Source organism: Kluyvera sp., assembly GCF_047971185.1.
In the GTDB taxonomy this organism is placed as follows: Bacteria; Pseudomonadota; Gammaproteobacteria; order Enterobacterales; family Enterobacteriaceae; genus Kluyvera.
Map to the genome: position 1 here is coordinate 1 of NZ_JBKDZH010000069.1, position 22,793 is coordinate 22,793.

A 22,793-nucleotide genomic window follows, 5' to 3' on the forward strand; every position below is an offset into this window, starting at 1 on the left:
ATCGCCCACCGGCGCGCCGAGGATGTCTTTAATTGCACACACCAGCCAACCTACCTCGCCGCATTTCAGCTCGGTACGGTCAACCTGTTTCGGCGTAAAGATGCCCAGACGGTCGGCGTTATAGACCTGACCGGTGCTCATCACTTTAATTTTGTCGCCTTTACGCATGGTGCCGTTTTTAATACGCACCAGCGAAACCACGCCCAGATAGTTATCGAACCAGGAGTCGATAATCAGCGCCTGCAGCGGGCCTTCCGGATCGCCTTCCGGCGGCGGAATATCGCGCACCAGACGCTCCAGCACGTCGGTCACGCCCACGCCGGTTTTCGCCGAGCAGCGCACTGCGTCGGTGGCGTCGATGCCAACGATGTCTTCAATTTCTTCCGCTACGCGCTCAGGGTCAGCGGCCGGCAGGTCGATTTTGTTCAGTACCGGCACCACTTCCAGATCCATTTCCATGGCGGTGTAGCAGTTAGCCAGCGTCTGCGCTTCTACGCCCTGCCCGGCGTCAACCACCAGCAGTGCGCCTTCACAGGCCGCCAGAGAACGGGATACTTCATAAGAGAAGTCGACGTGGCCCGGAGTGTCGATAAAGTTCAGCTGATAGGTTTCCCCATCGGCCGCTTTAAAGTCCAGCGTCACGCTCTGCGCTTTAATGGTAATGCCACGCTCGCGTTCCAGATCCATTGAATCCAGAACCTGGGCTTCCATTTCGCGGTCAGAAAGGCCGCCGCAAATCTGAATAATACGGTCAGACAGCGTCGATTTACCGTGGTCGATATGTGCAATGATGGAGAAGTTACGTATATTCTTCATATATTAAAATATTTATGCCTTACGGATACTTTGAGGCCGCGGTACGGAGCCTGACGTTATTGTCGTTCGAAAACGCCGCATTCTACACTACAACCGCGTAACCAGGAAATGCTCTTCCCGCAAGCATAGCGCTTCCTGCGAGGAGCGTTCCAAAAAAATAAAGCCAGTGTAATCACTGGCTCATTTCAGATGAAGATGCCGTGCGAATCAGGTCGGGGGGAAGGCCCACGCTGATGATGACCGGCTGCCAGGTTTCCCGCGCGGCAAGCCGTGGCGAAAACCCCTTCGCGATAAGAAAACCACCGACGCCGCCCAGCACCGCGCCACACAGCGCGGCGATATCGGTCCCGAACAGCACCTGAAACAGCCCCGCGACCACGAACAGACCGAGCAACGGAGACATATACACCAGCAGCGCGGAACCCAGCAGGCTGCTTTCGGTAATGCCCAGCTCAACCTTTTGCCCGGCCACCAGCGGCTCCGCGCTTGGCACGGTAAGGGTGTGGGTGGTTTGCGGCCCTAGCTTATTCAGCACCCGGCTGCCGCAGCCGGCGCGCGAGGCGCAGCTGTTACAGGAGGCTTTGACGTCGCAGCTGACCAGCGCCACGCCGTTGTCCCACGCGATAACGGTGGCCCACTCTTTGATCATTGCGCGCCCTTGAATTGAATGCCGTCCGCCACGCGCTTCGCCGTTTGCGGCGGCAGCTCGCCGACGATGGTGATTTCAGCCTGGTTGCGCACCGAAGTGCTCACCGTCCGGCGACCGGTACGCAGCATTTGATCGCTGCTGTTGGCCGCCGCGCGGTTGATGTTAATAGAGAAGCTAAACAGACCATCGGAGAACAGGCGCGATTCTACCGGGCTATCGACGCTCGGCAGCGTCCGACGGCTGCTGGAGATTTCTTTAAAGCCCTGCGGCACCCAGCCCGCGGACCAGTTCAGGTTCGCATTATTACTGGTTGGCACAGAGAGCTGCGGCGGCAGGTTAGCCTTCGCCAGGCTTTGCATCGTGCCGCTGACCTGGTCGCCGGTAGTGACGGCAATCACCCGGAACTGCTCCAGCGTTTCGCCATCACGGTCGAGGAGATCGACGCGCATCGGCAGCTTGCTTTCAGAGTCTACCCAGACGATGTAGCTGTATCGTGTGCCGTCCCGCGCCACGACGCGAATCACGTCGCACATGCGATCGGCAATACGCGTACGCCCAACGGAGATAAAGTCGTAGTAAGGCGCCAGACGTTTGAAATCGGTATACACCAGCGACGGCAGGGAGTCGACAATGTAGTCGCCGTTCAGCGTGAAGGGATCGAGGCCCGGCTCAAAGTAGCTGATCTCGTTACCGCGCTGAACCACCGCGCGACGCGGGCCGTCCATTTGCAGCAGCTCCGCCAGCGGCTGGCCGTTCAGGCGCACGTGACGATAGCGTAACGATTCCACGCCGGATTTATTGATGCTGACGAACGACAGCTCGTAATTGAGTGACTGACTGGCCAGATTCATCTCCTGCAACAACGCCCCGGACGATACATCAGCCGAGGCGTTTGCGGAGAAGAACAGGCTACCAGCCACAAGTGACATGGCACACCAAAGTTGCTTCATTACTGCGATTGCGTTCCTAGAGTTTGATAGCCTGGCACCTGAACAGCAGCCTGCTGAGTTTGTGCCTGCTCAAACTGAAGCTGTTCTGAATGCAAGCGACGCTGCAATTCATAGTCCTGCAGCATAGCATTAATACGACGACGCTGTTCCTGAACCTGCTGCTGGCCGTTGCCCGCCGTTGCGTCCGAAGGAACGCCAAGGCTAACCGGGCTGGCTTTGCCCATCATCGGCAGCGTGTTGAATACCGGTGACTCAGGTTGAGAGGAATCTGGTTGCCCATTATAGTGCTGAACGCCGACAATAACAGCCAGTGATACGCAAGCCGCCACGCCCATTTGGGTGAGCGAGCTGGCCCATGGACGGACCTTGTTCCAGAACGGCATTTTTTGCCACTGGTGAGGTGCTGGCTGGGCTTCAGGAATGAGCGGCGCGGTCGGTATACGAACGGGCTCATTTTCGATGGCGGCCATCACGCGAGAGGAGATATCAAAGTGAAGCACTTCACTCGTTTCGCCGCGCAGCGAGTCACGAATGAGGTGATAGCTCTCCCAGGTTTTCTGCAACTCTGTCGAGCGTGTTAACTCGGTTAACAGCTCTTTATCCAGCGTTTCACCATCCATTAAGGCGGAAAGTTGTTCTTTCTGCATGCCTAATACCTTTTCCAGTATCCCGCTTCCGTCAACGCCTGATAAGCGGTTGAACTTTATTATCGATAGCCTCTCGCGCGCGGAAGATACGTGAACGAACCGTACCCACCGGGCAATCCATGATAGCCGCTATCTCTTCATAGCTTAGGCCATCGAGCTCCCGCAAGGTAATTGCCATGCGTAAATCTTCCGGAAGCGCTTCAATGGTGCGAAAAACTATCTGTCTCAGTTCTTCTGACAACATTAAGTTCTCAGGGTTCGAAATTTCTTTCAAAGCGCCGCCGCTTTCAAAGTTTTCGGCCTCGTTAGCGTCCACATCGCTGGACGGCGGACGACGCCCCTGAGCAACCAGGTAATTTTTAGCCGTATTCACCGCAATGCGGTACAGCCACGTATAGAAAGCACTATCTCCCCGGAAAGAATCCAGCGCACGATAGGCCTTAATAAAAGACTCTTGTACGACATCCGGCACGTCGCCAGATGGCACATAGCGGGAAACCAGGCTCGCAACCTTATGCTGGTAGCGAACTACCAGGAGGTTAAAAGCTTTCTGATCTCCTTTCTGGACCCGTTCAACCAGGACCTGGTCCGTTAACTGCTCGCTCATCCGAGGTAATGTCTCCCCAAACCCTATTCCCACGCGTAATCAGAATGCCACTCCCACACTGCATTATGAGCAAGCAGAAGCTTAGAGTGTACGGTGTTCGTAAAGTTCCGTTACGCTTTGTTTTTTGTTTCGCAGCAGGCCGTTCATTGTCTGTCATTATAAGTCTGCTGATGTTAACAGATGTGTAAGTTGCGAAATAAAAACGCAAATCCAGTGAAGAGTATCGTAACCCGGCCTTTATTTCACCATAAATAGCGGTGATAACCTTTAGCTTTAATCGGATTTTTCACCTTTTCCCACGACGTCTTTTTGCCGCTCATGTTTAGTCACTATAACCATAGCGCAAAAAAAACCCTGCACATGTCGCTCTTATAGTGCTAATCTGCGCTAACCGTGTTTAGTAAATTAAACAAAGATGATGAACTCACTTCCAGAACTTTCCTGTGATGTATTGATTATCGGTAGCGGTGCTGCCGGTCTGTCGCTGGCGCTGCGCCTTGCAGAGCACAGTTCCGTGATTGTGCTGAGTAAAGGGCCGATGAGCGAAGGCTCCACCTTTTATGCTCAAGGCGGTATTGCCGCCGTTTTTGATGAAACGGACAGCATCGAGTCGCACGTCGAGGATACGCTGATTGCCGGTGCGGGCATCTGCGATCGCCAGGCGGTGTCGTTTGTCGCCAGCAACGCCAGACACTGCGTGCAGTGGCTAATCGATCAGGGCGTTCTGTTTGATACCCAGATCCAGGCAAACGGGGAAGAGAGCTATCATCTGACGCGCGAAGGCGGCCATAGCCATCGCCGTATTCTGCACGCGGCGGACGCCACCGGGCGTGAAGTGGAGACCACGCTGGTCAGTAAAGCGCTGAACCACCCGAACATTCGCGTGCTGGAGCGCTGTAACGCCGTTGACCTGATCGTATCGGATAAAGTCGGCCTGCCGGGCACCCGCCGGGTGGTTGGCGCCTGGATCTGGGACCGCAATAAAGAGAAGGTGGAAACCTGCTCGGCGAAGTCCGTGGTGCTGGCTACCGGCGGCGCATCGAAAGTGTATCAATATACCACTAACCCGGATATCTCTTCCGGCGACGGTATCGCCATGGCCTGGCGCGCGGGCTGCCGCGTAGCCAACCTGGAGTTTAACCAGTTCCACCCTACCGCGCTGTATCACCCGCAGGCGCGTAACTTCCTGCTCACCGAAGCCCTGCGCGGCGAAGGCGCCCATCTTAAGCGCCCTGACGGCAGCCGTTTTATGCCGGACTTTGATGAGCGTGGCGAGCTTGCACCACGCGATATCGTGGCGCGCGCCATTGACCACGAGATGAAACGCCTCGGCGTTGATTGCATGTACCTCGACATCAGCCACAAACCGGAAGCCTTTGTACGCCAGCACTTCCCGATGATTTACGAGAAGCTGCTGGGGCTGGGTATCGATCTCACCAAAGAGCCGGTGCCGATTGTTCCGGCGGCACACTACACCTGCGGCGGCGTGATGGTTGACGACTATGGCCGTACCGATGTTGACGGGCTGTACGCCATCGGCGAAGTGAGCTACACCGGCCTGCACGGCGCCAACCGTATGGCGTCAAACTCGTTGCTGGAGTGCCTGGTGTACGGCTGGTCGGCGGCGGAAGATATTCACAAGCGCATGCCCTACGCCCGTCAGGTTGAGACGCTGCCGGCCTGGGACGAAAGCCGGGTGGAGAACTCCGATGAACTGGTGGTGATTCAGCATAACTGGCACGAACTGCGCCTGTTTATGTGGGACTACGTCGGTATTGTGCGTACCACCAAGCGGCTGGAGCGGGCGCTGCGCCGTATCACCATGCTGCAGCAGGAGCTGGACGAGTATTACTCCCGCTTCCGCGTCTCCAATAACCTGCTGGAACTGCGCAACCTGGTTCAGGTGGCCGAGCTGATCGTGCGCTGCGCGATGATGCGTAAAGAGAGTCGCGGCCTGCACTACACGCTGGATTACCCGGAGCTGCTCGCCGAATCCGGCCCGTCGGTGCTCTCGCCGCTGGTTCACATAAATAAATAGAACGCCTGGGTCAGCGCAGTGTAGCCTTCCGAGTACTGCTGCTCTGGCCCACGAATCGTTAGCCTGTCGCTATAGCACTCTCCCCCTTTCGGTGAAAAGGCCAGCAGCACGCGATGCGGCAGGCGCATCTCCGTTTCCGCCACGTCGGTGCGCAGGCGCAAATGCCAGCCCATCGATAGCGCCTGCTGCGTAAAGGTCTGGCCGATACTTTCCGGCAGCACCACGCAGAAGAAGCCGTCTTCGGTCACCGCATTCGCCGCGCAGGTCAGCAGCGCCGGGTGGTCGAGCGTGGTGGTATAGCGCGCCTGGTCGCGCTGCGGCGTGGCGCATTCCACGCCCTGCTCATAGTAAGGCGGGTTGCTGACGATCAGGTTATAGCGCGTGGTCAGCCCGGCGACCCACTGCTGGATATCCGCCGTATGTACCTGAATTCTCTCGGCCCACGGTGATTCAGCCACGTTTTCCCGCGCCTGATTCGCCGCCTCTTCGTCCAGCTCGACGGCATCGATCGTCACGTTTTCCTCAGTGCGCTGCGCCAGCATCAGCGCCAGCAGCCCGCTTCCGGTGCCGATATCAAGGATTCGATTCACCCGGACGATCGGCGACCAGGCACCGAGTAAAATGCCGTCGGTGCCGACTTTCATGGCACAGCGGTCGTGAGCGACAAAAAACTTTTTAAAGGTAAATCCGTTGCGACGCAGCGCGGATTTAGAATCAGACGTCATAAGTAACCTTGCAGGCCAATCCACATAAGCATTCGGCTATGAACAATACCCGAGAACAGATAGCCATACAAACAGATGAAGATTACAGCCGTAACGTCTATAATCAGCGCCTCACACAGAGGTAATCATGACTGTAACGACTTTTTCCGAACTTGAACTTGACGAAAGCCTGCTGGAAGCCCTCCAGAGTAAAGGCTTTACACGCCCGACTGCCATTCAGGCTGCCGCCATTCCGCCTGCGCTCGATGGACGTGATGTTCTCGGTTCTGCGCCAACCGGCACCGGTAAAACAGCGGCGTATTTGCTGCCTGCGTTGCAGCACCTGCTCGACTTTCCGCGCAAAAAATCCGGCCCGCCGCGTATCTTGATCCTCACGCCAACGCGTGAGCTGGCGATGCAGGTCGCAGACCATGCCCGCGAGCTGGCGAAAAACACCCACCTGGACATCGCCACCATCACCGGCGGCGTGGCGTATATGAACCACGCCGAAGTGTTCAGCGAAAACCAGGATATCGTGGTCGCCACCACCGGCCGTCTGCTGCAGTACATCAAAGAAGAAAACTTCGACTGCCGCGCCGTTGAGACGCTGATTCTCGATGAAGCCGACCGCATGCTGGACATGGGCTTCGCCCAGGATATCGAACATATTGCCGGTGAAACCCGCTGGCGCAAACAGACGCTGCTGTTCTCCGCCACCCTGGAAGGCCAGGCGATTAAAGACTTCGCCGAGCGTCTGCTGGAAGATCCGGTGGAAGTTTCCGCGACGCCGTCCACCCGCGAGCGTAAGAAGATCCACCAGTGGTATCACCGCGCCGACAACTACGAGCATAAGGTTGAGCTGCTTAAGCATCTGCTGAAGCAGGAAGACGCCACCCGCACCATCGTGTTTGTGCGTAAACGCGAGCGCGTTCATGAGCTGGCTGAAACCCTGCGTCAGGCCGGTATCAACAACTGCTATCTCGAAGGTGAGATGCCGCAGATTAAGCGTAACGAAGGTATCAAGCGTCTGACCGATGGCCGCGTGAACGTGCTGGTTGCCACCGACGTCGCCGCGCGCGGGATCGACATTCCCGACGTCAGCCACGTGATTAACTTCGATATGCCGCGCGGCGCCGATACCTATCTGCACCGCATTGGCCGTACCGGCCGCGCCGGTCGTAAAGGCACGGCGATTTCGCTGGTTGAGACTCACGATCACCTGCTGCTGCTGAAGATCGGCCGCTACATCGAAGAGCAGCTGAAAGCGCGCGTCATTGATGGGCTGCGCCCGACCACGCGTGCGCCAAGCGAGAAGATGACCGGCAAGCCGTCGAAGAAAGTGCTGGCGAAACGCGCCGAGAAGAAAAAAGAGAAAGACAAAGAAAAACCGCGTGTTAAGGTGCGCCACCGCGATGCCAAAAACGTTGGCAAGCGCCGCAAACCAAGCGGTACCGGTGCAACAGAACAGAGCACCGAAGAGTAAAACTAACGCCGGGACATGTTCCCGGCGTTTTTATATCGACGGGTAAGGGATAGCGGCCATGAAGAAAAAAGAGTTCGTGACTCAGGACCTCCTCAGCAAAATTTACCAGCAGCCGGGTGACGGGCCGCGGAAGCTACCGCCGGAGCGTCAGCTGGCTGAAGAGTACGGCGTATCGCGATTTACCATCCGCCAGGCGCTGGAAAAACTCGCCAGCATAGGCGTGGTGCGCATCGTGCAGGGCTCCGGCATCTGGATAAACGAGCACACGCGCGGCAATCCGCTGGTCTATAACTCGATTACCGAAAAACGCTTCGACCAGATGCGTTACCGGATGATCAGCCTGCACAAGAAACGCCCCGAGCGAGAAGACCGGCAGATTTTCGGCCTGACCGACGACGATTTTATCTGGCAGTTCTGCCGCCTGCGCTTTGTCGATGACGTCGCCACGCAGATTGAAGTCTCGCGAATGCCCGCAACGATGTTCAGCGACCTGAACCAGGAGGTTATTGAACGCTCGCTACAGCAGTACGTGCTGGAGAAGGGCTACCCGATTTCCCACCTGCTGACCAGCTATCGGGCGATCGGCGTCAGCCGCGAGCAGGCCGCCCTTCTTGGCTGTAAAAAAGGCAGCCCGGCGATGCACATCAATAACCGGGGGATCCTCGACGGCGGGCAGGTATATGAGATCAGCGACATCGTCGACATCAACTACTCCTGCACCTACGTTATCCCCCATAACCGCGACAACCTCGCTTTTCGCCAGCAGCCGCAGGGCTAGCTTACGGCGTATGCATTGTTCCGTCCGGGAGACGGCTTTGCGTCCACTCGTGCGGGCGATACACCAGCGGATGCGCCAGCGCCTGCGCTTCATCAAAGCCAACGCCAATACCCGGTTCCGTCGGCGGATAGATAAAGCCGTTTTTCACCACCGGCGCGCCGGGGAAGACCGCGTCCGTGGCGGTGGAGCGCGGAATAAATTCCTGAATCGCGGCGTTGTGCAGATGGATATTCAGATGCGTATTCACCGCCACGCCGATCGGCGTCATGTCGCCAGGGCCATGCCACGCCAGGCGTACGCCAAAAGCCTGACACAGCACCGCCAGCTTCAGCGCCGGGGTGATGCCGCCAATCTGCGAAATATGACAACGAATAAAATCAATCTGCCGGTTAACGATAAGGTCATGCCATTCCGCCGGATTATTAAACAGCTCCCCCATCGCCAGCGGCACGCAGGTTTGCTGGCGAATCTGCGTCAGCCACGCGCTCTGCTGCGGCGGTAAAATATCCTCGATAAACCACGGCTGATAAGGTTCCAGCTGCTTCGCCAGCTGGAGCGCCTGCTGCGGGAAGAGGCGCTCGTGGACATCGTGCAGAATATGGAAGCGGTGGCCGTAGCGCGCACGCAACAGGCGGAACATCTCTACCGTGTTGCGGATGTACTCATCCTGATCGAACCAGGCGCCCGGCGTCGGATTCTCCGGAGTCTGCATTTCACGCGGCGTGCCGCCGTAAAAGCCGAGCTGGCAGCGAATATAGCGATAGCCCTGCTCCAGCAGCTTATCCACCGAGATAAACAGTTCATCCGGCGTTTCGCCGCTGGCGTGAGTGTAGGCCGCGATGGCATCGCGTGATTTTCCACCCAGCAGCTGGTAGAGCGGCATGCCGGCCAGTTTGGCCTTGATGTCCCAAAGCGCCATATCCACGCCGGAGATGGCGTTGTTCATCACCGGGCCGTTGCGCCAGTAGGCGTTGACGTTCATCATCTGCCAAAGATCTTCGATGTTATTCGCATCGCGGCCCACCAGCAGCGGCTGTAGATATTCATCGACCATGGTTTTCACCGCCAGCGGGCGCTGCTGGAAGGTGGCGCAGCCGTAGCCGACGGTGCCGCGGTCGGTCGTCACCCGCACCGTCACCAGATTGTGACGGTCAGGACGTGTGATAAAACAGTCAATCGCAGTAATCAGCGTGGGTTTCACAGAAGGCTCCCTGGGAAAATAATAATAAGACTGACATTATCTTCACTCTATTTTAGCGGTTCGGTAAACCTTTTTATTAAATATATTTTTTGGTCTAAAAAGCGGTTTGTTTCTATTTAAAAAACGGACCAATTTAATCACAAACAGTGATTTAAGCACCTGATAAAGGCAAATTGTGATTGATATCATATTTTATTGGTTTGTTTTTATTGGTGTACTTACTTACCATTCAGCGAGACAAACAAAACAACAAACATACCGCAGGAGCCATTATGGGGACGCAAGAGGCTATCAGCAGGATTATTCGTCTGGTAGGTGGACAGGAGAATATCAATAAAGTCTGGCACTGTATGACCCGGCTGCGCTTTGATTTAATTGATGATAATAAAGTGGCGCAGGATGAAATTAAGCAACTGCCCGGCGTACTCGGCGCTCAGCTGCAAAGCGATCAGTTTCAGATCATTATCGGCCCGAAGGTGAATAGCTGGTATGAAGCGCTGCAGGAAGCCCTCGGCGGTAACAGCCAGGCAGCCACCAGTGGGCAAAGCAAAGAACGCAAAAGCCTGGTTTCGCTGTTTATGGATACCGTCTCCGGCGTATTCGGCCCGATAGTTCCCGCCATCGCTGGCGCCGGGATGATCAAAGGCCTGCTGGCGGGCCTGATTGCGCTAAAAGTGGTGTCGCCGAAAAGCGATACGGTCATGATCATCGATCTCATTGCCAGCGGCGTGTTTTATTTCCTGCCGTTCTTCCTTGCCGTCTCCGCGGCGAAGATCTTTAAAACCAACGAATATCTGGCCGCCGCCGTTGCCTCCTGCCTGATGTACCCGACGCTTATCGACGCCGCGAAAGCGCTGGCTGCGCATCAGGCCGATGCCGCCTCCGCGCTGTGGTTGTTTAACGCTATTCCAGTATCGGTATTCAACTACGCCTCCAGCGTGATCCCGGTAATTTTCTCCATCCTGGCGCTGAAGTACATTCATCAGGCGGTTGACCGGATCATGCCCGACGTATTGAAAACCGTCTTTACCCCCACGCTGACGCTGTTCCTCGCCGCGCTGGCGGCGCTGGTGGTGATTGGGCCTATCGGCATCTGGCTGGGTAAAATGCTGGCGTGGTTTATCGAAGGGCTGTTTGGCGTGTCGGCAAGCTTTGCCGGGCTGGTTGTTGGCGCTATTCGTCCGGTGGCGATCCTCACCGGGATGCACCACGCGATGACGCCCATCGCGCTGCAAAACTTCAGCGACCGCGGCTACGACATGCTGATGCCGATGATGTTCATGGCCAACATGGCCATTGCCGGTGCCACATTCGCCATCTGGCGTCTGAATAAAGACAACCGCACGGTCACGCTCTCCGCCGCGATCTCCGCGCTGCTGGGCATTACGGAACCGGCGCTGTTTGGCGTACTGACGCGCTACAAGAAAGCGTTTATCGCCGCCACGGTAGCAAGCTCACTGGCCTCCGCGTTTATCGCTTTCTTTGGCGTCCGGCTGTATGGCTATATTCTGTCGAGCATTTTCAGCCTGCCCGCCTATATTGGCCCGTACTTTATCTTTGCTATCTCCGGCGTCGCCATCGCGCTAGTGCTTTCGTTCACCCTCACCACCCTTCTGGTGGGACGCGAGCAGTCGAAATAAAAAATCCCCCGCAGGCACCCTGCGGGGGATTTGTCGTTAGTACCGGGTTACCCCAAGGCCACGTTTTCCCACCCCTGAGAAATTACAGGCTCTCGGTGAAAGTACGCGCGATAACGTCGCGCTGCTGTTCCGGAGTCAGGGAGTTAAAACGCACCGCGTAGCCAGAAACACGGATAGTCAGCTGCGGATATTTTTCCGGATGCTCAACCGCGTCCAGCAGGGTTTCACGACGCAGTACGTTAACGTTCAGGTGCTGACCGCCTTCTACGCGAACTTCTGGTTTCGCTTCAACCGGGATTTCACGGTATTCGATGTCGCCCAGCGCGCTTACGGCAACCACGTCATCTTCTTTGAAGCCGCCTTTTGCACACAGGCAGCGAGCTTCACCTTTCTCGCTGTCGAGCAGCCAGAATGAGTTCAGCAGGTCGTCGTTTGCAGCTTTAGTAATCTGGATACCAGTAATCATTTGATGCCTCCCTAGGCTCTTTATATTCGTTTTTAACCGGCCGCTCTCCGGCCAATTGGTAAAACCATTGTTGCTTGAGTGTATATATACCCCTCGAACACCCTTGATTCTTTGATTTAAATCAACAAAAACCACACCATAAAAGTGGTGATACGGGAAAATACTTGTTTTGCATCAAGTTACGCATGTCATGAGCACTAAAAATCTTTGTAAATATTCAACTTTTTTTATTCTACAGACTTCCCATTCCACGATCCGATTTTGTGATGGAGAAAGAAGCAGTTAAGCTATGACCAGAGAAAGTCGCAGGAGAGCGAGATGACAACCCCTTTAACCTGGCACGACGTGCTGGCCGCTGAAAAAGAGCAGCCCTATTTTGTTAACACGCTGGCGACCGTGGCCAGCGAGCGCCAGTCGGGCGTGACCATTTATCCGCCGCAGAAAGACGTTTTCAACGCATTTCGCTATACCGAACTGAGCGATGTGAAAGTGGTGATTCTGGGTCAGGATCCGTATCACGGCCCTAATCAGGCGCACGGTCTGGCGTTTTCCGTCCAGCCGGGCATCGCTACGCCGCCGTCGTTGCTGAACATGTATAAAGAGCTGGAAGGCACCATTCCCGGCTTTACCCGGCCGAATCACGGCTATCTCGAGAGCTGGGCGCGCCAGGGTGTGCTGTTACTCAACACCGTGCTCACCGTGCGCGCAGGTCAGGCGCATTCGCACGCCAGCCTGGGCTGGGAAACCTTTACCGATAAGGTGATTGCGTTAATTAATGAGCATCGCGAAGGCGTGGTCTTTTTACTGTGGGGATCGCACGCGCAGAAGAAAGGGGCGATTATTGACCCTCAGCGTCACCGCGTGCTGAAAGCGCCTCATCCATCGCCGCTGTCGGCGCATCGCGGGTTCTTCGGCAGTAATCACTTTGTGCAGGCCAACCAGTGGCTCGAACAGCGTGGCGAAACGCCGATTGACTGGATGCCGGTGCTGCCGGAGTCAGTCTAACGACAGCAGGCATAAAAAAACCGGTAGAGTCGCCTCTACCGGTTTTTTTTCATTCACGTTCTTAGGCTTTATGCTGACGCCACCATTCCGCCAGCAGCACGCCCGTCGCCACGGAGACGTTCAGGCCTTCAACAGCACGCGTCCCGTCGATAGACACGCTCATGTCAGCAATAGCTGCAGCCGCTTCGGACACGCCATCGCGGTCCTGACCCAGCGCCAGCACCATTTTCTTAGGCAGTTCTGATTTGAACAGCGGCAGACCGCGACCGTTGCTGCTGGTCGTGACGATGGTGTAGCCCGCATCGCGGAACTGCTCGAGCGCATCAATGAAGCTGTCGCCGGTAATCGGCTCAACGTGCTCAGCGCCACCCTCAGCGGTGCGAATGGCGGCACCGGATTCCAGCAGCGCCGCGTCCTGCAGTACCACGCCCTTCACGCCGAAGTGCGCGCAGCTGCGGATCATCGCACCGAGGTTGTGCGGGTTGCCCGCATCTTCCAGCGCCAGTACGCAATCATCTTCGCCGCTTTTCGCCACCCACTGCTGTACAGAAGTCCCGTTACGTTTTTTGATCAGGAAGCAAACACCGCCGTGATGTTCAGTACCGGAGGCTTTCGCCAGCTCAGCTTCATCCACAACGTGGTAAGCCTTGCGATTGGCGGCCATCCAGCGCAGCGCTTCTTTAAAGCGCGGGGTCACGCTCTGCACGAACCAGGCGCGGACAATCGCATCCGGGCGGCTCTGGAACAGCGCCTGGCAGGCATTTTCACCGTAGACGCGGGTTTCTTCTGCACGCTGACGGCGCAGCACTTCCGGATCGATAAAGCTTTTACCGCTGATACCGCCGTGATCGGGCTTAACGATGGTTTCGTCACCCGGTGCACGGGAAACCGTACGCCATGGGGAACCTTCACCACGCTCGCGATCGCGTTCAACATCCCGATCGCGACCACGCTCACGGCCACGATCGCTATTTTGACCCTTTCTCTCATCACGGGCAGGGCGACGACCGCCTTCGGCACGGGAAGTACCGGCACGGGATGTGCCTGGACGGCCCCCGCCTTTACCAGTACGTGGATTTTGGGTGCGTTTGTCCGAGTCATCGTCACTGCGGACGTACATCACTTTGACCTTGCCGTTTTTGTTTTTCAGTTCGTCGCTCATGTTTTTCTCCACCTGCGCTGCGCGAAGCGCGCAGATTACCTGATGTGCTAGCGCTTAGCTATGACTTCGTACAAAAGACCACGACTATTGTACCCATTGGATAAAACGCATTGTCGATTAATACGCTCTGAACGATAATGTGTAACATTACCGAAACATCCGGCAACATTGCCGTTCTGCAACACGACGACCCAGAGGTGAGTTATGAATACCGTTTGTGCCCACTGCCAGGCGCTTAATCGCATTCCCGAAGAACGCATTAACGAGGCGGCAAAATGTGGACGCTGTGGTGAAGACTTGTTTGATGGCGATGTTATCAACGCCACGGACAGCACGCTGGACAAACTGCTGAAGGACGATCTCCCGGTTGTGGTTGATTTCTGGGCGCCGTGGTGCGGCCCATGCCGCAACTTTGCGCCGATATTTGAAGACGTCGCCGAGGAGCGCAGCAGCACGATGCGCTTCGTCAAAGTGAATACCGAAGCCGAACGTGAACTGAGCGCCCGCTTCCGCATCCGCAGCATCCCGACCATTATGATTTTCAAAAATGGCGAAGTCGTCGACATGCTCAACGGCGCGGTCCCTAAAGCGCCGTTTGAAAGCTGGCTGAACGAGGCGCTGCAAGCCTGATCCTCACGGGGCACATCTTGTGCCCCGTATCCGCCTCTGCGACAATAGCGTTTTTGCCGTTTGAATCCCATGATTGATAACGCCGTTCTTCGGTTGCGCGCCGAGCGTCTAGCCCGCGCGACTCGTCCTTTTCTTGCCCGCGGTAACCGGGTTCGTCGCTGCCAGCGTTGCCTGCTGGTGCAGCGCTATTGTCTCTGTGACACCATCGCACCGCAGCCGGCCAAAAGCCGCTTTTGCCTCGTGATGTTCGATACCGAACCCATGAAGCCCAGCAATACCGGCCGCCTGATTGCCGACATTTTGCCGCAGACCGAAGCTTTCCAGTGGTCGCGCACCGAGCCGCCGCAGGCGCTGCTGGATCTGGTTCGCAACCCCGACTACCAACCGATGGTGGTTTTCCCGGCATCGTACGCCGATGCCGATCGCCAGGTGCTGAGCGCGCCTCCCGACGGGAAACCACCGCTCTTTATTATGTTAGACGGTACCTGGCCGGAAGCGCGTAAAATGTTCCGCAAAAGCCCGTGGCTGGACAACCTGCCGCTGATCTCCGTCGACCTCTCACGCGTGTCGGCCTATAGCCTGCGCGAAGTGCACGCCGAAGGGCAGTACTGCACCGCCGAGGTAGCCATCGCACTGCTCGATTTAGCGAACGATACCGGCGCCGCGTCGGCGCTTAGCCAGCATTTCACCCGCTTTCGTACCCGCTATCTGGCAGGAAAATCTCAGCATCAGGGGAGCGTCACAGCAGCCGAGGCGGAAAACGGTTAAACTCTTACCGTCATTGTCGCGTAAGGAAGACCGGTATGAGCCAACGTGGGCTGGAAGCACTGCTAAGACCCAAATCCATTGCAGTGATTGGCGCGTCAATGAAACCCCAGCGCGCCGGTTTCTTAATGATGCAAAACCTGCTGGCCGGCGGCTTCGCGGGCCCGGTGTTGCCGGTGACGCCCGCGTGGAAAGCGGTGTTGGGCGTGCTGGCCTGGCCAACGATTGAGAGCCTTCCCTTCTCTCCCGACCTCGCGGTGCTGTGCACCCATGCGCGACGCAATCTCGAGCTGCTGGAGTCGCTGGGCAAGAAAGGTTGCAAGACCTGCATTATTCTCTCTTCCACGCCGGACCAGTTCAGCGCCCTTAAAGCGTGCGCCGCGCGCTATCAGATGCGCCTGCTGGGGCCGAACAGCCTCGGGCTGCTGGCCCCGTGGCAGGGGCTGAATGCCAGCTTCTCGCCGGTCCCCATCCGTAAGGGCAAACTGGCCTTTATTTCGCAGTCCGCCGCCGTCTCCAATACCATCCTGGACTGGGCGCAGCAGCGCGAAATGGGCTTCTCCTACTTTATCGCGCTGGGCGATAGCCTGGACATCGACGTCGACGATCTGCTCGACTATCTGGCGCGCGATAGCAAAACCAGCGCCATTTTGCTGTATCTCGAGCAGCTCAGCGACGCGCGCCGTTTTGTCTCGGCCGCCCGTAGCGCCTCGCGCAATAAACCGATTCTGGTGATCAAAAGCGGCCGTAGCCCGGCGGCGCAGCGGCTGCTGCACGTCAATTCAGGGATGGATCCGGCCTGGGATGCGGCGATTCAGCGCGCCGGTTTGCTGCGCGTGCAGGATACCCACGAACTTTTTTCCGCCGTTGAAACGCTCAGCCATATGCGGCCGCTGCGCGGCGAACGGCTGATGATCATCAGCAACGGTGCTGCGCCCGCGGCGCTGGCGTTAGATGAACATTGGGCGCGCAACGGTAAGCTGGCCACGCTCAGCGACGAGACGCGCCAGCAGCTCCAGCAGCTGTTACCGGATACCGTCGAGGCCAATAACCCGCTGGATCTGCGCGATGACGCCAGCATTGGTCACTATCTGGCGGCGGTGAACGTGCTGCTCAATAGCCCCGACCTCGATGCGCTGATGGTCATCCATTCGCCAAGCGCCACCGCGCCGGGCAGCGAAAGCGCCGCGGCGCTGATTGACCTGATCAAGCAGCACCCGCGCGGTCACTACATCAGCGTGCTCACCAACTGGTGCGGCGAGTACTCATCAATAGAGGCGCGCAGGATGTTCAGCGACGCCGGGATCCCCACTTATCGCACGCCGGAAGGCACGATTACCGCGTTTATGCATATGGTGGAATATCGGCGTAACCAGAAGCAGCTGCGGGAAACCCCGGCGCTGCCGCACAGCCTGGCCGCCAACACCAGCCAGGCGCACGAACTGCTACAGCAGGCGATTGATAATGGCATCAGCGCGCTGGACACCCACGAAGTGCGGCCCATTTTAGCAGCCTATGGCCTGAACACGCTGCCCACCTGGATTGCCTCCGACAGCGCCGAAGCGGTGCATATCGCCGAGCAAATTGGCTATCCGGTGGCGCTTAAGCTCCGTTCGCCGGACATTCCGCATAAATCTGAAGTTCAGGGCGTTATGCTGTATCTGCGTACCGCCAGCGAAGTGCAGCAGGCGGCGGACGCCATCCTCGATCGCGTGAAAATGACCTGGCCGCAGGCGCGCATTCACGGCCTGCTGGTGCAAAGTATGGCGAACCGCGCCGGTGCTCAGGAGCTGCGCGTGGTAGTCGAGCACGATCCGGTTTTCGGCCCGCTGATCATGCTCGGTGAAGGGGGCGTGGAATGGCGTGCAGAAGATCAGGCCGCCGTCGCCCTGCCGCCACTGAATATGACGCTGGCGCGCTATCTGGTGATCCAGGCGATCAAAAGCAAGAAAATCCGCGGGCGTAGTGCGCTGCGTCCGCTGGACGTTGCGGGGCTGAGCCAGCTGCTGGTACAGGTGTCGAACCTGATTGTTGATTGCCCGGAGATTCAGCGTCTGGATATTCATCCGCTGCTCGCCTCCGGTAATGAATTTACCGCCCTGGACGTGACGCTGGATATTGCGCCGTTTAGCGGTTCCAGCGAAAGCCGGCTGGCGGTAAGGCCTTACCCCCAGCACCTCGAAGAGTGGGTGACGATGAAAAACGGCGAGCGCTGCCTGTTCCGCCCTATTCTGCCGGAAGATGAGCCGCTGTTGCAGCAGTTCATCGCTCGGGTGACCAAAGAAGATCTCTATTATCGCTACTTCAGCGAGATCAACGAATTTACCCACGACGATTTAGCCAATATGACGCAGATCGACTACGATCGAGAAATGGCTTTCGTCGCGGTCTATTCGGTTGACGATCGCACGGAGATCCTGGGGGTGACCCGCGCAATTTCCGATCCTGACAATATTGATGCGGAATTTGCCGTGCTGGTGCGCTCTGATTTAAAAGGTCTGGGGCTGGGCGGGCGTCTGCTGGATAAACTTATTGGCTATACCCGGGCCCACGGTTTACAGCGCCTGAACGGGATTACCATGCCGAACAATCGCGGGATGATTGCTCTGGCGAGAAAGCTCGGTTTTGACGTAGATATTCAGCTGGAAGATAGCATTGTCGGGCTATCATTAAGGCTAAGTGATGACTAAGTTGCTGGAAATGCTGCCCTTACTCAATAGAGGTGGTATCATTGACCGCTTACGTCGTCTGCCAGGTACAGAGGACCCTTCACTAAACCAGAGAAGAAACGCACTGTGATGTTGTCAAAATTTAAGCGTAATAAACATCAACAACACCTTGCCCAACTACCCAAGCTTTCACAGTCTGTTGATGATGTTGAGTTTTTTTATGCTCCAGCAGATTTTCGTGAAGCGTTGCTCGCAAAAATCGCCAGCGCCACGCGCCGAATCTGTATCGTCGCGTTGTACCTTGAGCAGGACGACGCCGGAAAGATGATTCTGCAAGCCCTGTACGATGCCAAACGTCAACGCCCGGAACTTGACGTCCGCGTGCTGGTTGACTGGCATCGCGCACAGCGTGGGCGCATTGGTGCTGCGGCATCCAATACCAACGCGGATTGGTACTGCCGCACCGCGAAAGAGCACCCTGGCGTAGAAGTCCCCGTTTATGGCGTGCCGGTGAATACTCGCGAAGCGCTCGGCGTACTGCATTTTAAAGGTTTCATCATTGATGACTGCGTGTTGTATAGCGGCGCCAGCATCAACGACGTCTACCTGCATCAGCACGATAAATATCGGTATGACCGCTATCAATGCATCCGCAACCCGCAAATGGCCGATATCATGTTTAACTGGGTGTCGGAGAATCTGGTCGAAGGGCGCGGCGTTAATCGCCTGGACAACACCGAGCGGCCAAAAAGCCCGGAAATCAAAAACGACATCCGCCAGTACCGTCAGGAGTTGCGTGATACCAGCTATCATTTCGCCGGCAATGCCGGAGATGATGAACTCACGGTGACGCCGTTGGTTGGGCTGGGGAAAACCAGCCAGCTGAATAAAACCATTTTCCACCTGATGCCGTGCACCGAAGAAAAGCTCACCATCTGCACACCTTACTTTAACCTGCCCGCGCTGCTGGTCCGCAGCATTATTCGTCTGCTGCGCGAAGGGAAGAAGGTGGAAATTATTGTTGGTGATAAAACGGCGAATGACTTCTATATTCCGGAAAATGAGCCGTTTAAGATTATCGGCGCGCTGCCGTATCTGTACGAGATTAACCTGCGCCGCTTCCTGAGCCGCCTGCAGTACTACATCAATACCGATCAGCTGACGGTGCGCCTGTGGAAAGACGGCGATAACAGCTATCACCTGAAAGGAATGTGGGTCGACAACGAGTGGATTTTGCTGACCGGCAATAACCTCAACCCACGTGCGTGGCGTCTGGACCTGGAAAACGCGGTGCTGATTCACGATCCGAAAAAGCAGCTGGCTTCAATGCGCCAGAAAGAGCTGGATTTGATTCGTCAGCACACGACGGTGGTCAATCACTTCCGCGATCTGCAAAGCATCGCGGACTATCCGGTAAAAGTGCGCAAGCTGATTCGCCGTCTGCGCCGGATCCGTATCGACAGGCTGATCAGCCGCATCCTGTAAACTGAAGCCCCGCACGCCGGGGCTTTTTTATGACTGGAGTCTTTATGCTACGTCCTCTTCTGATTTGCACAACGCTGGCGCTCAGCGGTTGCAGCCATATGGCGAACGATAGCTGGAGCGGGCAGGATAAAGCTCAGCACTTTATTGCGTCGGCGATGCTGTCAGCCGCCGGTAATGAATATGCGCAGCATCAGGGTCACAGCCGCGATCGCAGCGCGGCGATTGGCTTTTTGTTTTCCATTAGTCTGGGGGCGTCTAAGGAGCTATGGGACAGCCGCCCGGCGGGGAGCGGCTGGAGCTGGAAAGATTTTGCATGGGACGTTGCCGGCGCCACAACCGGCTATGCGGTGTGGCAGCTCGCGCAACATTAACCTACAGGCGTAAGCCTTTCCCTTTGCGATGCAGCTTGAGCGACACCAGGAAGGCGATCGCCGCCATCACCGTGACGTACCAGAAGAAGGCGGTTTCGACACCCGCTGATTTCATCGACAGCGCCACGTACTCCGCAGAGCCGCCGAATAAGGCGTTAGCCACCGCGTAAGATAACCCTACCCCCAATGCCCGCACCTGTGCCGGGAACATTTCTGCTTTCAGGATCCCACTGATAGAGGTATAGAAGCTGGTGATCAGCAGCGCGCACATCACTAACGCAAAGGCGGCATACGGTGACGTAACGTTTTGCAACGCGGACAGAATGGGCACGGTGAATAGGGTGGCCAGCGCGCCGAAGCACAGCATTGAGGTACGGCGCCCCACTTTATCCGACAGCAGGCCAAAGAACGGCTGAACCAGCATGTAGACGAACAGCGCGGCGGTCATAATGACGCTCGCCAGGTTGGCGCTCATGCCAGCGGTATTGACCAGGTATTTCTGCATGTAGGTGGTAAAGGTGTAGAAGCTCAGCGAGCCTGCGGCGGTGAAACCGAGCACCATGACAAACGCTTTCCGGTTACGCCACAGTCCCTTGAACGAACCGGCCTCTTTCAGCATGCGCGTCTCTTTCTGCGAGGTTTCATCCAGCTGACGACGAAGCCATAGCGCGACAATCGCCAGCACGGCCCCCATCGCAAACGGAATTCGCCAGCCCCAGGCATGGAGATCTTCGCTGCTGAGGACGTTTTGCAAAATCACCACCACCAGAACCGCCAGCAGCTGGCCGCCGATCAGCGTTACGTACTGGAACGAGGCGTAGAAACCTTTGCGCCCTTCAACCGCCACCTCACTCATATAGGTAGCGCTGGTACCATATTCACCACCAACGGAGAGCCCCTGGAACAAACGCGCCAGCAGCAGCAGCGCCGGAGCCCAGGTGCCAATCACGCTGTAGCCTGGCAGGCAGGCGATAACCAGCGAGCCAAAGCACATCATGCACACCGAGATGAGCATTGAGACTTTGCGCCCGCGACGGTCAGCGATGCGGCCAAATAGCCAGCCGCCGATTGGGCGCATCAGAAAGCCGGCGGCAAATACGCCAGCGGTTTGAAGTAGCTGGGTAGTGGTATTTCCTGACGGGAAAAAGATGTGAGCAAAATAGAGGGAACAGAACGAGTAGACGTAAAAATCAAACCACTCAACAAGGTTCCCTGATGATGCCCCGACGATTGCCATCACCCGACGGCGAGTGTCGCTGTCGGTCAGCGATCCTTCTGGGGTCACACTGGTTACGGCCATTTGTTAACTCCTGCCAAAAGCGCTCTCCTGCCTTACCGGGCGTACACGTCACGCAGGCAGATATTTTAGTAAATGAAATGTTATATAATTGTTATTTGAAAATTAGTGATGGATGTCACGTTTTTTATTAGCAGGATCACGATTTAGGATTAAGTGCAGCCGGAATAGAGGGAATTGCGAGGAGAATAAGTGGCATGATGTGCATCCAGTGCACGGGAGACGGTAGTGCTTCGGCTGGGCAGCCCCGGCGTCGCTGTGCTCGGCCGGGCTACGCGGGCGTTTCGCCCGCAATATGACCACCGTCATCACCGTCCGGTAGCCCGGGCGAGCGCCAGTGACCCCGGGATTTCACCGCGCCACAAACGCAAAAAAGCCCATCCGTCAGGATGGGCTTCTTCACTTATTTGATGCCTGGCAGTTCCCTACTCTCGCATGGGGAGACCCCACACTACCATCGGCGCTACGGCGTTTCACTTCTGAGTTCGGCATGGGGTCAGGTGGGACCACCGCGCTACAGCCGCCAGGCAAATTCTGTTTATTAACCCGCCTTTAGCCGGTTAATGTAATCTGTAATCAAGCTGAATATTGTGTCTGTCTTCGCCAAAACATCTTCGGCGTTGTAAGGTTAAGCCTCACGGTTCATTAGTATCGGTTAGCTCAATGTATCGCTACACTTACACACCCGACCTATCAACGTCATAGTCTTTAACGTTCCTTCAGGAGACTTATAGTCTCAGGGAGAACTCATCTCGGGGCAAGTTTCGTGCTTAGATGCTTTCAGCACTTATCTCTTCCGCTTTTAGCTACCGGGCAATGCCATTGGCATGACAACCCGAACACCAGTGATGCGTCCACTCCGGTCCTCTCGTACTAGGAGCAGCCCCCCTCAATTCTCCAGCGCCCACGGCTGATAGGGACAGAACTGTCTCACGACGTTCTAACCTCAGCTCGCGTACGACTTTATATGGCGTACATGCATACGCTTGTGAGCTACTTCTGCCCCAGGATGTGATGAGCCTTCATCGTGGTGCCATACACCGCCGTCGTTATGAACTCTTGGGCGGTATCAGCCTGTTATCCAAGGATTACCTTTTATCCGTTGAGCGATGGCCCTTCCATTCAGAACAACCGGATCACTATGACCTGCTTTCGAACCTGCTCGAATTGTCATTCTCGCAGTAAAGCGGGCTTATGCCATTGCACTAACCACACGATGTCCACCCGTGTTTAGCCCACCTTCATGCTCCTCCGTTACCCTGGGGGAGGAGACCGCCCCAGTCAAACGACCCCCCAGGCACCGTCCTCGACCCGGATAACGGGCCGAAGTTAGAACAACAACCATACCACGGTGGTATTTCAAGGACGGCTCCACGCACACTAGCGTCTGCGCTTCAACGCCTCCCACCTTTCCTACACATGTAGGTTCA

Annotated in this window: 20 protein-coding genes and 2 rRNA genes; 10 read left to right on the plus strand and 12 right to left on the minus strand. The window is 56.6% G+C overall.

The genetic code is table 11. The annotated features are described in order from the left end of the window. From ACK5JN_RS18270 to rpoE, 5 genes are all read right to left on the minus strand, one after another. The coding region (locus ACK5JN_RS18270) for a GTP-binding protein (protein WP_416871449.1) at positions 1–816 on the minus strand (816 nt) is incomplete at its 3' end. 172 nt (positions 817–988) lie between these two features. After that, positions 989–1,465, minus strand: coding sequence for a SoxR-reducing system protein RseC (gene rseC / locus ACK5JN_RS18275; protein ID WP_416871450.1), 477 nt, complete (start codon positions 1,463–1,465; stop codon positions 989–991). Then, complete coding sequence (gene rseB / locus ACK5JN_RS18280; protein ID WP_416871451.1) at positions 1,462–2,415, minus strand: sigma-E factor regulatory protein RseB; 954 nt, start codon at positions 2,413–2,415, stop codon at positions 1,462–1,464. Before rseB ends, rseC begins: the two co-directional genes overlap by 4 nt. Further along, on the minus strand, positions 2,415–3,062 hold the full coding sequence (gene rseA, locus ACK5JN_RS18285; protein ID WP_416871452.1) for an anti-sigma-E factor RseA: 648 nt from the start codon (positions 3,060–3,062) through the stop codon (positions 2,415–2,417). The genes rseB and rseA overlap by 1 nt, the downstream gene beginning before the upstream one ends. A 31-nt stretch (positions 3,063–3,093) precedes the next feature. Then, on the minus strand, positions 3,094–3,669 hold the full coding sequence (rpoE, locus tag ACK5JN_RS18290; RefSeq protein WP_106924048.1) for an RNA polymerase sigma factor RpoE: 576 nt from the start codon (positions 3,667–3,669) through the stop codon (positions 3,094–3,096). 418 nt (positions 3,670–4,087) lie between these two features. Here rpoE and nadB point away from each other — a divergent pair, with 418 nt between their 5' ends. Beyond that, positions 4,088–5,707, plus strand: a complete 1,620-nt coding sequence (gene nadB / locus ACK5JN_RS18295) for an L-aspartate oxidase (protein WP_416871465.1) — start codon at positions 4,088–4,090, stop codon at positions 5,705–5,707. Here the strand turns inward: nadB and trmN are convergent. After that, positions 5,692–6,432, minus strand: a complete 741-nt coding sequence (gene trmN, locus ACK5JN_RS18300) for a tRNA(1)(Val) (adenine(37)-N(6))-methyltransferase TrmN (protein ID WP_416871453.1) — start codon at positions 6,430–6,432, stop codon at positions 5,692–5,694. The genes nadB and trmN overlap by 16 nt on opposite strands. A gap of 127 nt (positions 6,433–6,559) precedes the next feature. Here trmN and srmB point away from each other — a divergent pair, with 127 nt between their 5' ends. Next, positions 6,560–7,894 (plus strand): ATP-dependent RNA helicase SrmB, encoded by a 1,335-nt coding sequence (gene srmB, locus ACK5JN_RS18305; protein ID WP_416871454.1) that lies wholly within the window; start codon positions 6,560–6,562, stop codon positions 7,892–7,894. A 58-nt stretch (positions 7,895–7,952) separates the two neighbouring features. After that, on the plus strand, positions 7,953–8,672 hold the full coding sequence (locus ACK5JN_RS18310) for a GntR family transcriptional regulator (protein WP_416871455.1): 720 nt from the start codon (positions 7,953–7,955) through the stop codon (positions 8,670–8,672). Position 8,673: 1 nt separating this feature from the next. Here ACK5JN_RS18310 and ACK5JN_RS18315 read toward each other — a convergent pair whose 3' ends face one another. Continuing rightward, on the minus strand, positions 8,674–9,873 hold the full coding sequence (locus ACK5JN_RS18315; protein ID WP_416871456.1) for an enolase C-terminal domain-like protein: 1,200 nt from the start codon (positions 9,871–9,873) through the stop codon (positions 8,674–8,676). Between the two features lie 272 nt (positions 9,874–10,145). Between ACK5JN_RS18315 and ACK5JN_RS18320 the strand changes: the two genes are divergently transcribed. Then, a complete protein-coding gene (locus tag ACK5JN_RS18320; RefSeq protein ID WP_416871457.1) occupies positions 10,146–11,513 on the plus strand; it encodes a PTS transporter subunit EIIC in 1,368 nt (455 codons plus the stop codon). 82 nt (positions 11,514–11,595) lie between these two features. On the opposite strand, the gene grcA is transcribed toward ACK5JN_RS18320, so the two are convergent. Continuing rightward, complete coding sequence (gene grcA, locus ACK5JN_RS18325) at positions 11,596–11,979, minus strand: autonomous glycyl radical cofactor GrcA (RefSeq protein WP_064543417.1); 384 nt, start codon at positions 11,977–11,979, stop codon at positions 11,596–11,598. 318 nt (positions 11,980–12,297) lie between these two features. On the opposite strand from grcA, the gene ung reads away from it, so the two are divergent. Next, positions 12,298–12,984 (plus strand): uracil-DNA glycosylase, encoded by a 687-nt coding sequence (gene ung / locus ACK5JN_RS18330; protein ID WP_416871458.1) that lies wholly within the window; start codon positions 12,298–12,300, stop codon positions 12,982–12,984. Between the two features lie 61 nt (positions 12,985–13,045). On the opposite strand, the gene ACK5JN_RS18335 is transcribed toward ung, so the two are convergent. Then, positions 13,046–14,146, minus strand: a complete 1,101-nt coding sequence (locus tag ACK5JN_RS18335) for a tRNA/rRNA methyltransferase (protein ID WP_416871459.1) — start codon at positions 14,144–14,146, stop codon at positions 13,046–13,048. Between the two features lie 204 nt (positions 14,147–14,350). Here ACK5JN_RS18335 and trxC point away from each other — a divergent pair, with 204 nt between their 5' ends. The 5 genes from trxC to ACK5JN_RS18360 all read left to right on the plus strand — a co-directional run bounded on the left by trxC (position 14,351) and on the right by ACK5JN_RS18360 (position 20,066). Then, complete coding sequence (gene trxC / locus ACK5JN_RS18340) at positions 14,351–14,776, plus strand: thioredoxin TrxC (protein WP_416871460.1); 426 nt, start codon at positions 14,351–14,353, stop codon at positions 14,774–14,776. A gap of 69 nt (positions 14,777–14,845) precedes the next feature. Continuing rightward, on the plus strand, positions 14,846–15,544 hold the full coding sequence (gene tapT / locus ACK5JN_RS18345) for a tRNA-uridine aminocarboxypropyltransferase (RefSeq protein ID WP_416871461.1): 699 nt from the start codon (positions 14,846–14,848) through the stop codon (positions 15,542–15,544). Positions 15,545–15,579: 35 nt separating this feature from the next. Beyond that, on the plus strand, positions 15,580–18,231 hold the full coding sequence (locus tag ACK5JN_RS18350; RefSeq protein ID WP_416871462.1) for a bifunctional acetate--CoA ligase family protein/GNAT family N-acetyltransferase: 2,652 nt from the start codon (positions 15,580–15,582) through the stop codon (positions 18,229–18,231). Between the two features lie 108 nt (positions 18,232–18,339). Next, positions 18,340–19,695 carry a CDP-diacylglycerol--serine O-phosphatidyltransferase gene (gene pssA, locus ACK5JN_RS18355; RefSeq protein WP_416871466.1) on the plus strand — a complete coding sequence of 452 codons (1,356 nt, stop codon included), beginning with the start codon at positions 18,340–18,342 and terminating at the stop codon, positions 19,693–19,695. 44 nt (positions 19,696–19,739) lie between these two features. Then, complete coding sequence (locus ACK5JN_RS18360) at positions 19,740–20,066, plus strand: YfiM family lipoprotein (RefSeq protein WP_416871463.1); 327 nt, start codon at positions 19,740–19,742, stop codon at positions 20,064–20,066. Between the two features lies 1 nt (position 20,067). Here the strand turns inward: ACK5JN_RS18360 and ACK5JN_RS18365 are convergent, their stop codons facing one another. The 3 genes from ACK5JN_RS18365 to ACK5JN_RS18375 all read right to left on the minus strand — a co-directional run. After that, complete coding sequence (locus ACK5JN_RS18365; protein ID WP_416871464.1) at positions 20,068–21,366, minus strand: MFS transporter; 1,299 nt, start codon at positions 21,364–21,366, stop codon at positions 20,068–20,070. A 409-nt stretch (positions 21,367–21,775) separates the two neighbouring features. Beyond that, positions 21,776–21,891 (minus strand): 5S ribosomal RNA (gene rrf, locus ACK5JN_RS18370). Between the two features lie 96 nt (positions 21,892–21,987). Then, a 23S ribosomal RNA gene (locus ACK5JN_RS18375) occupies positions 21,988–22,793 on the minus strand; the annotation flags it as partial.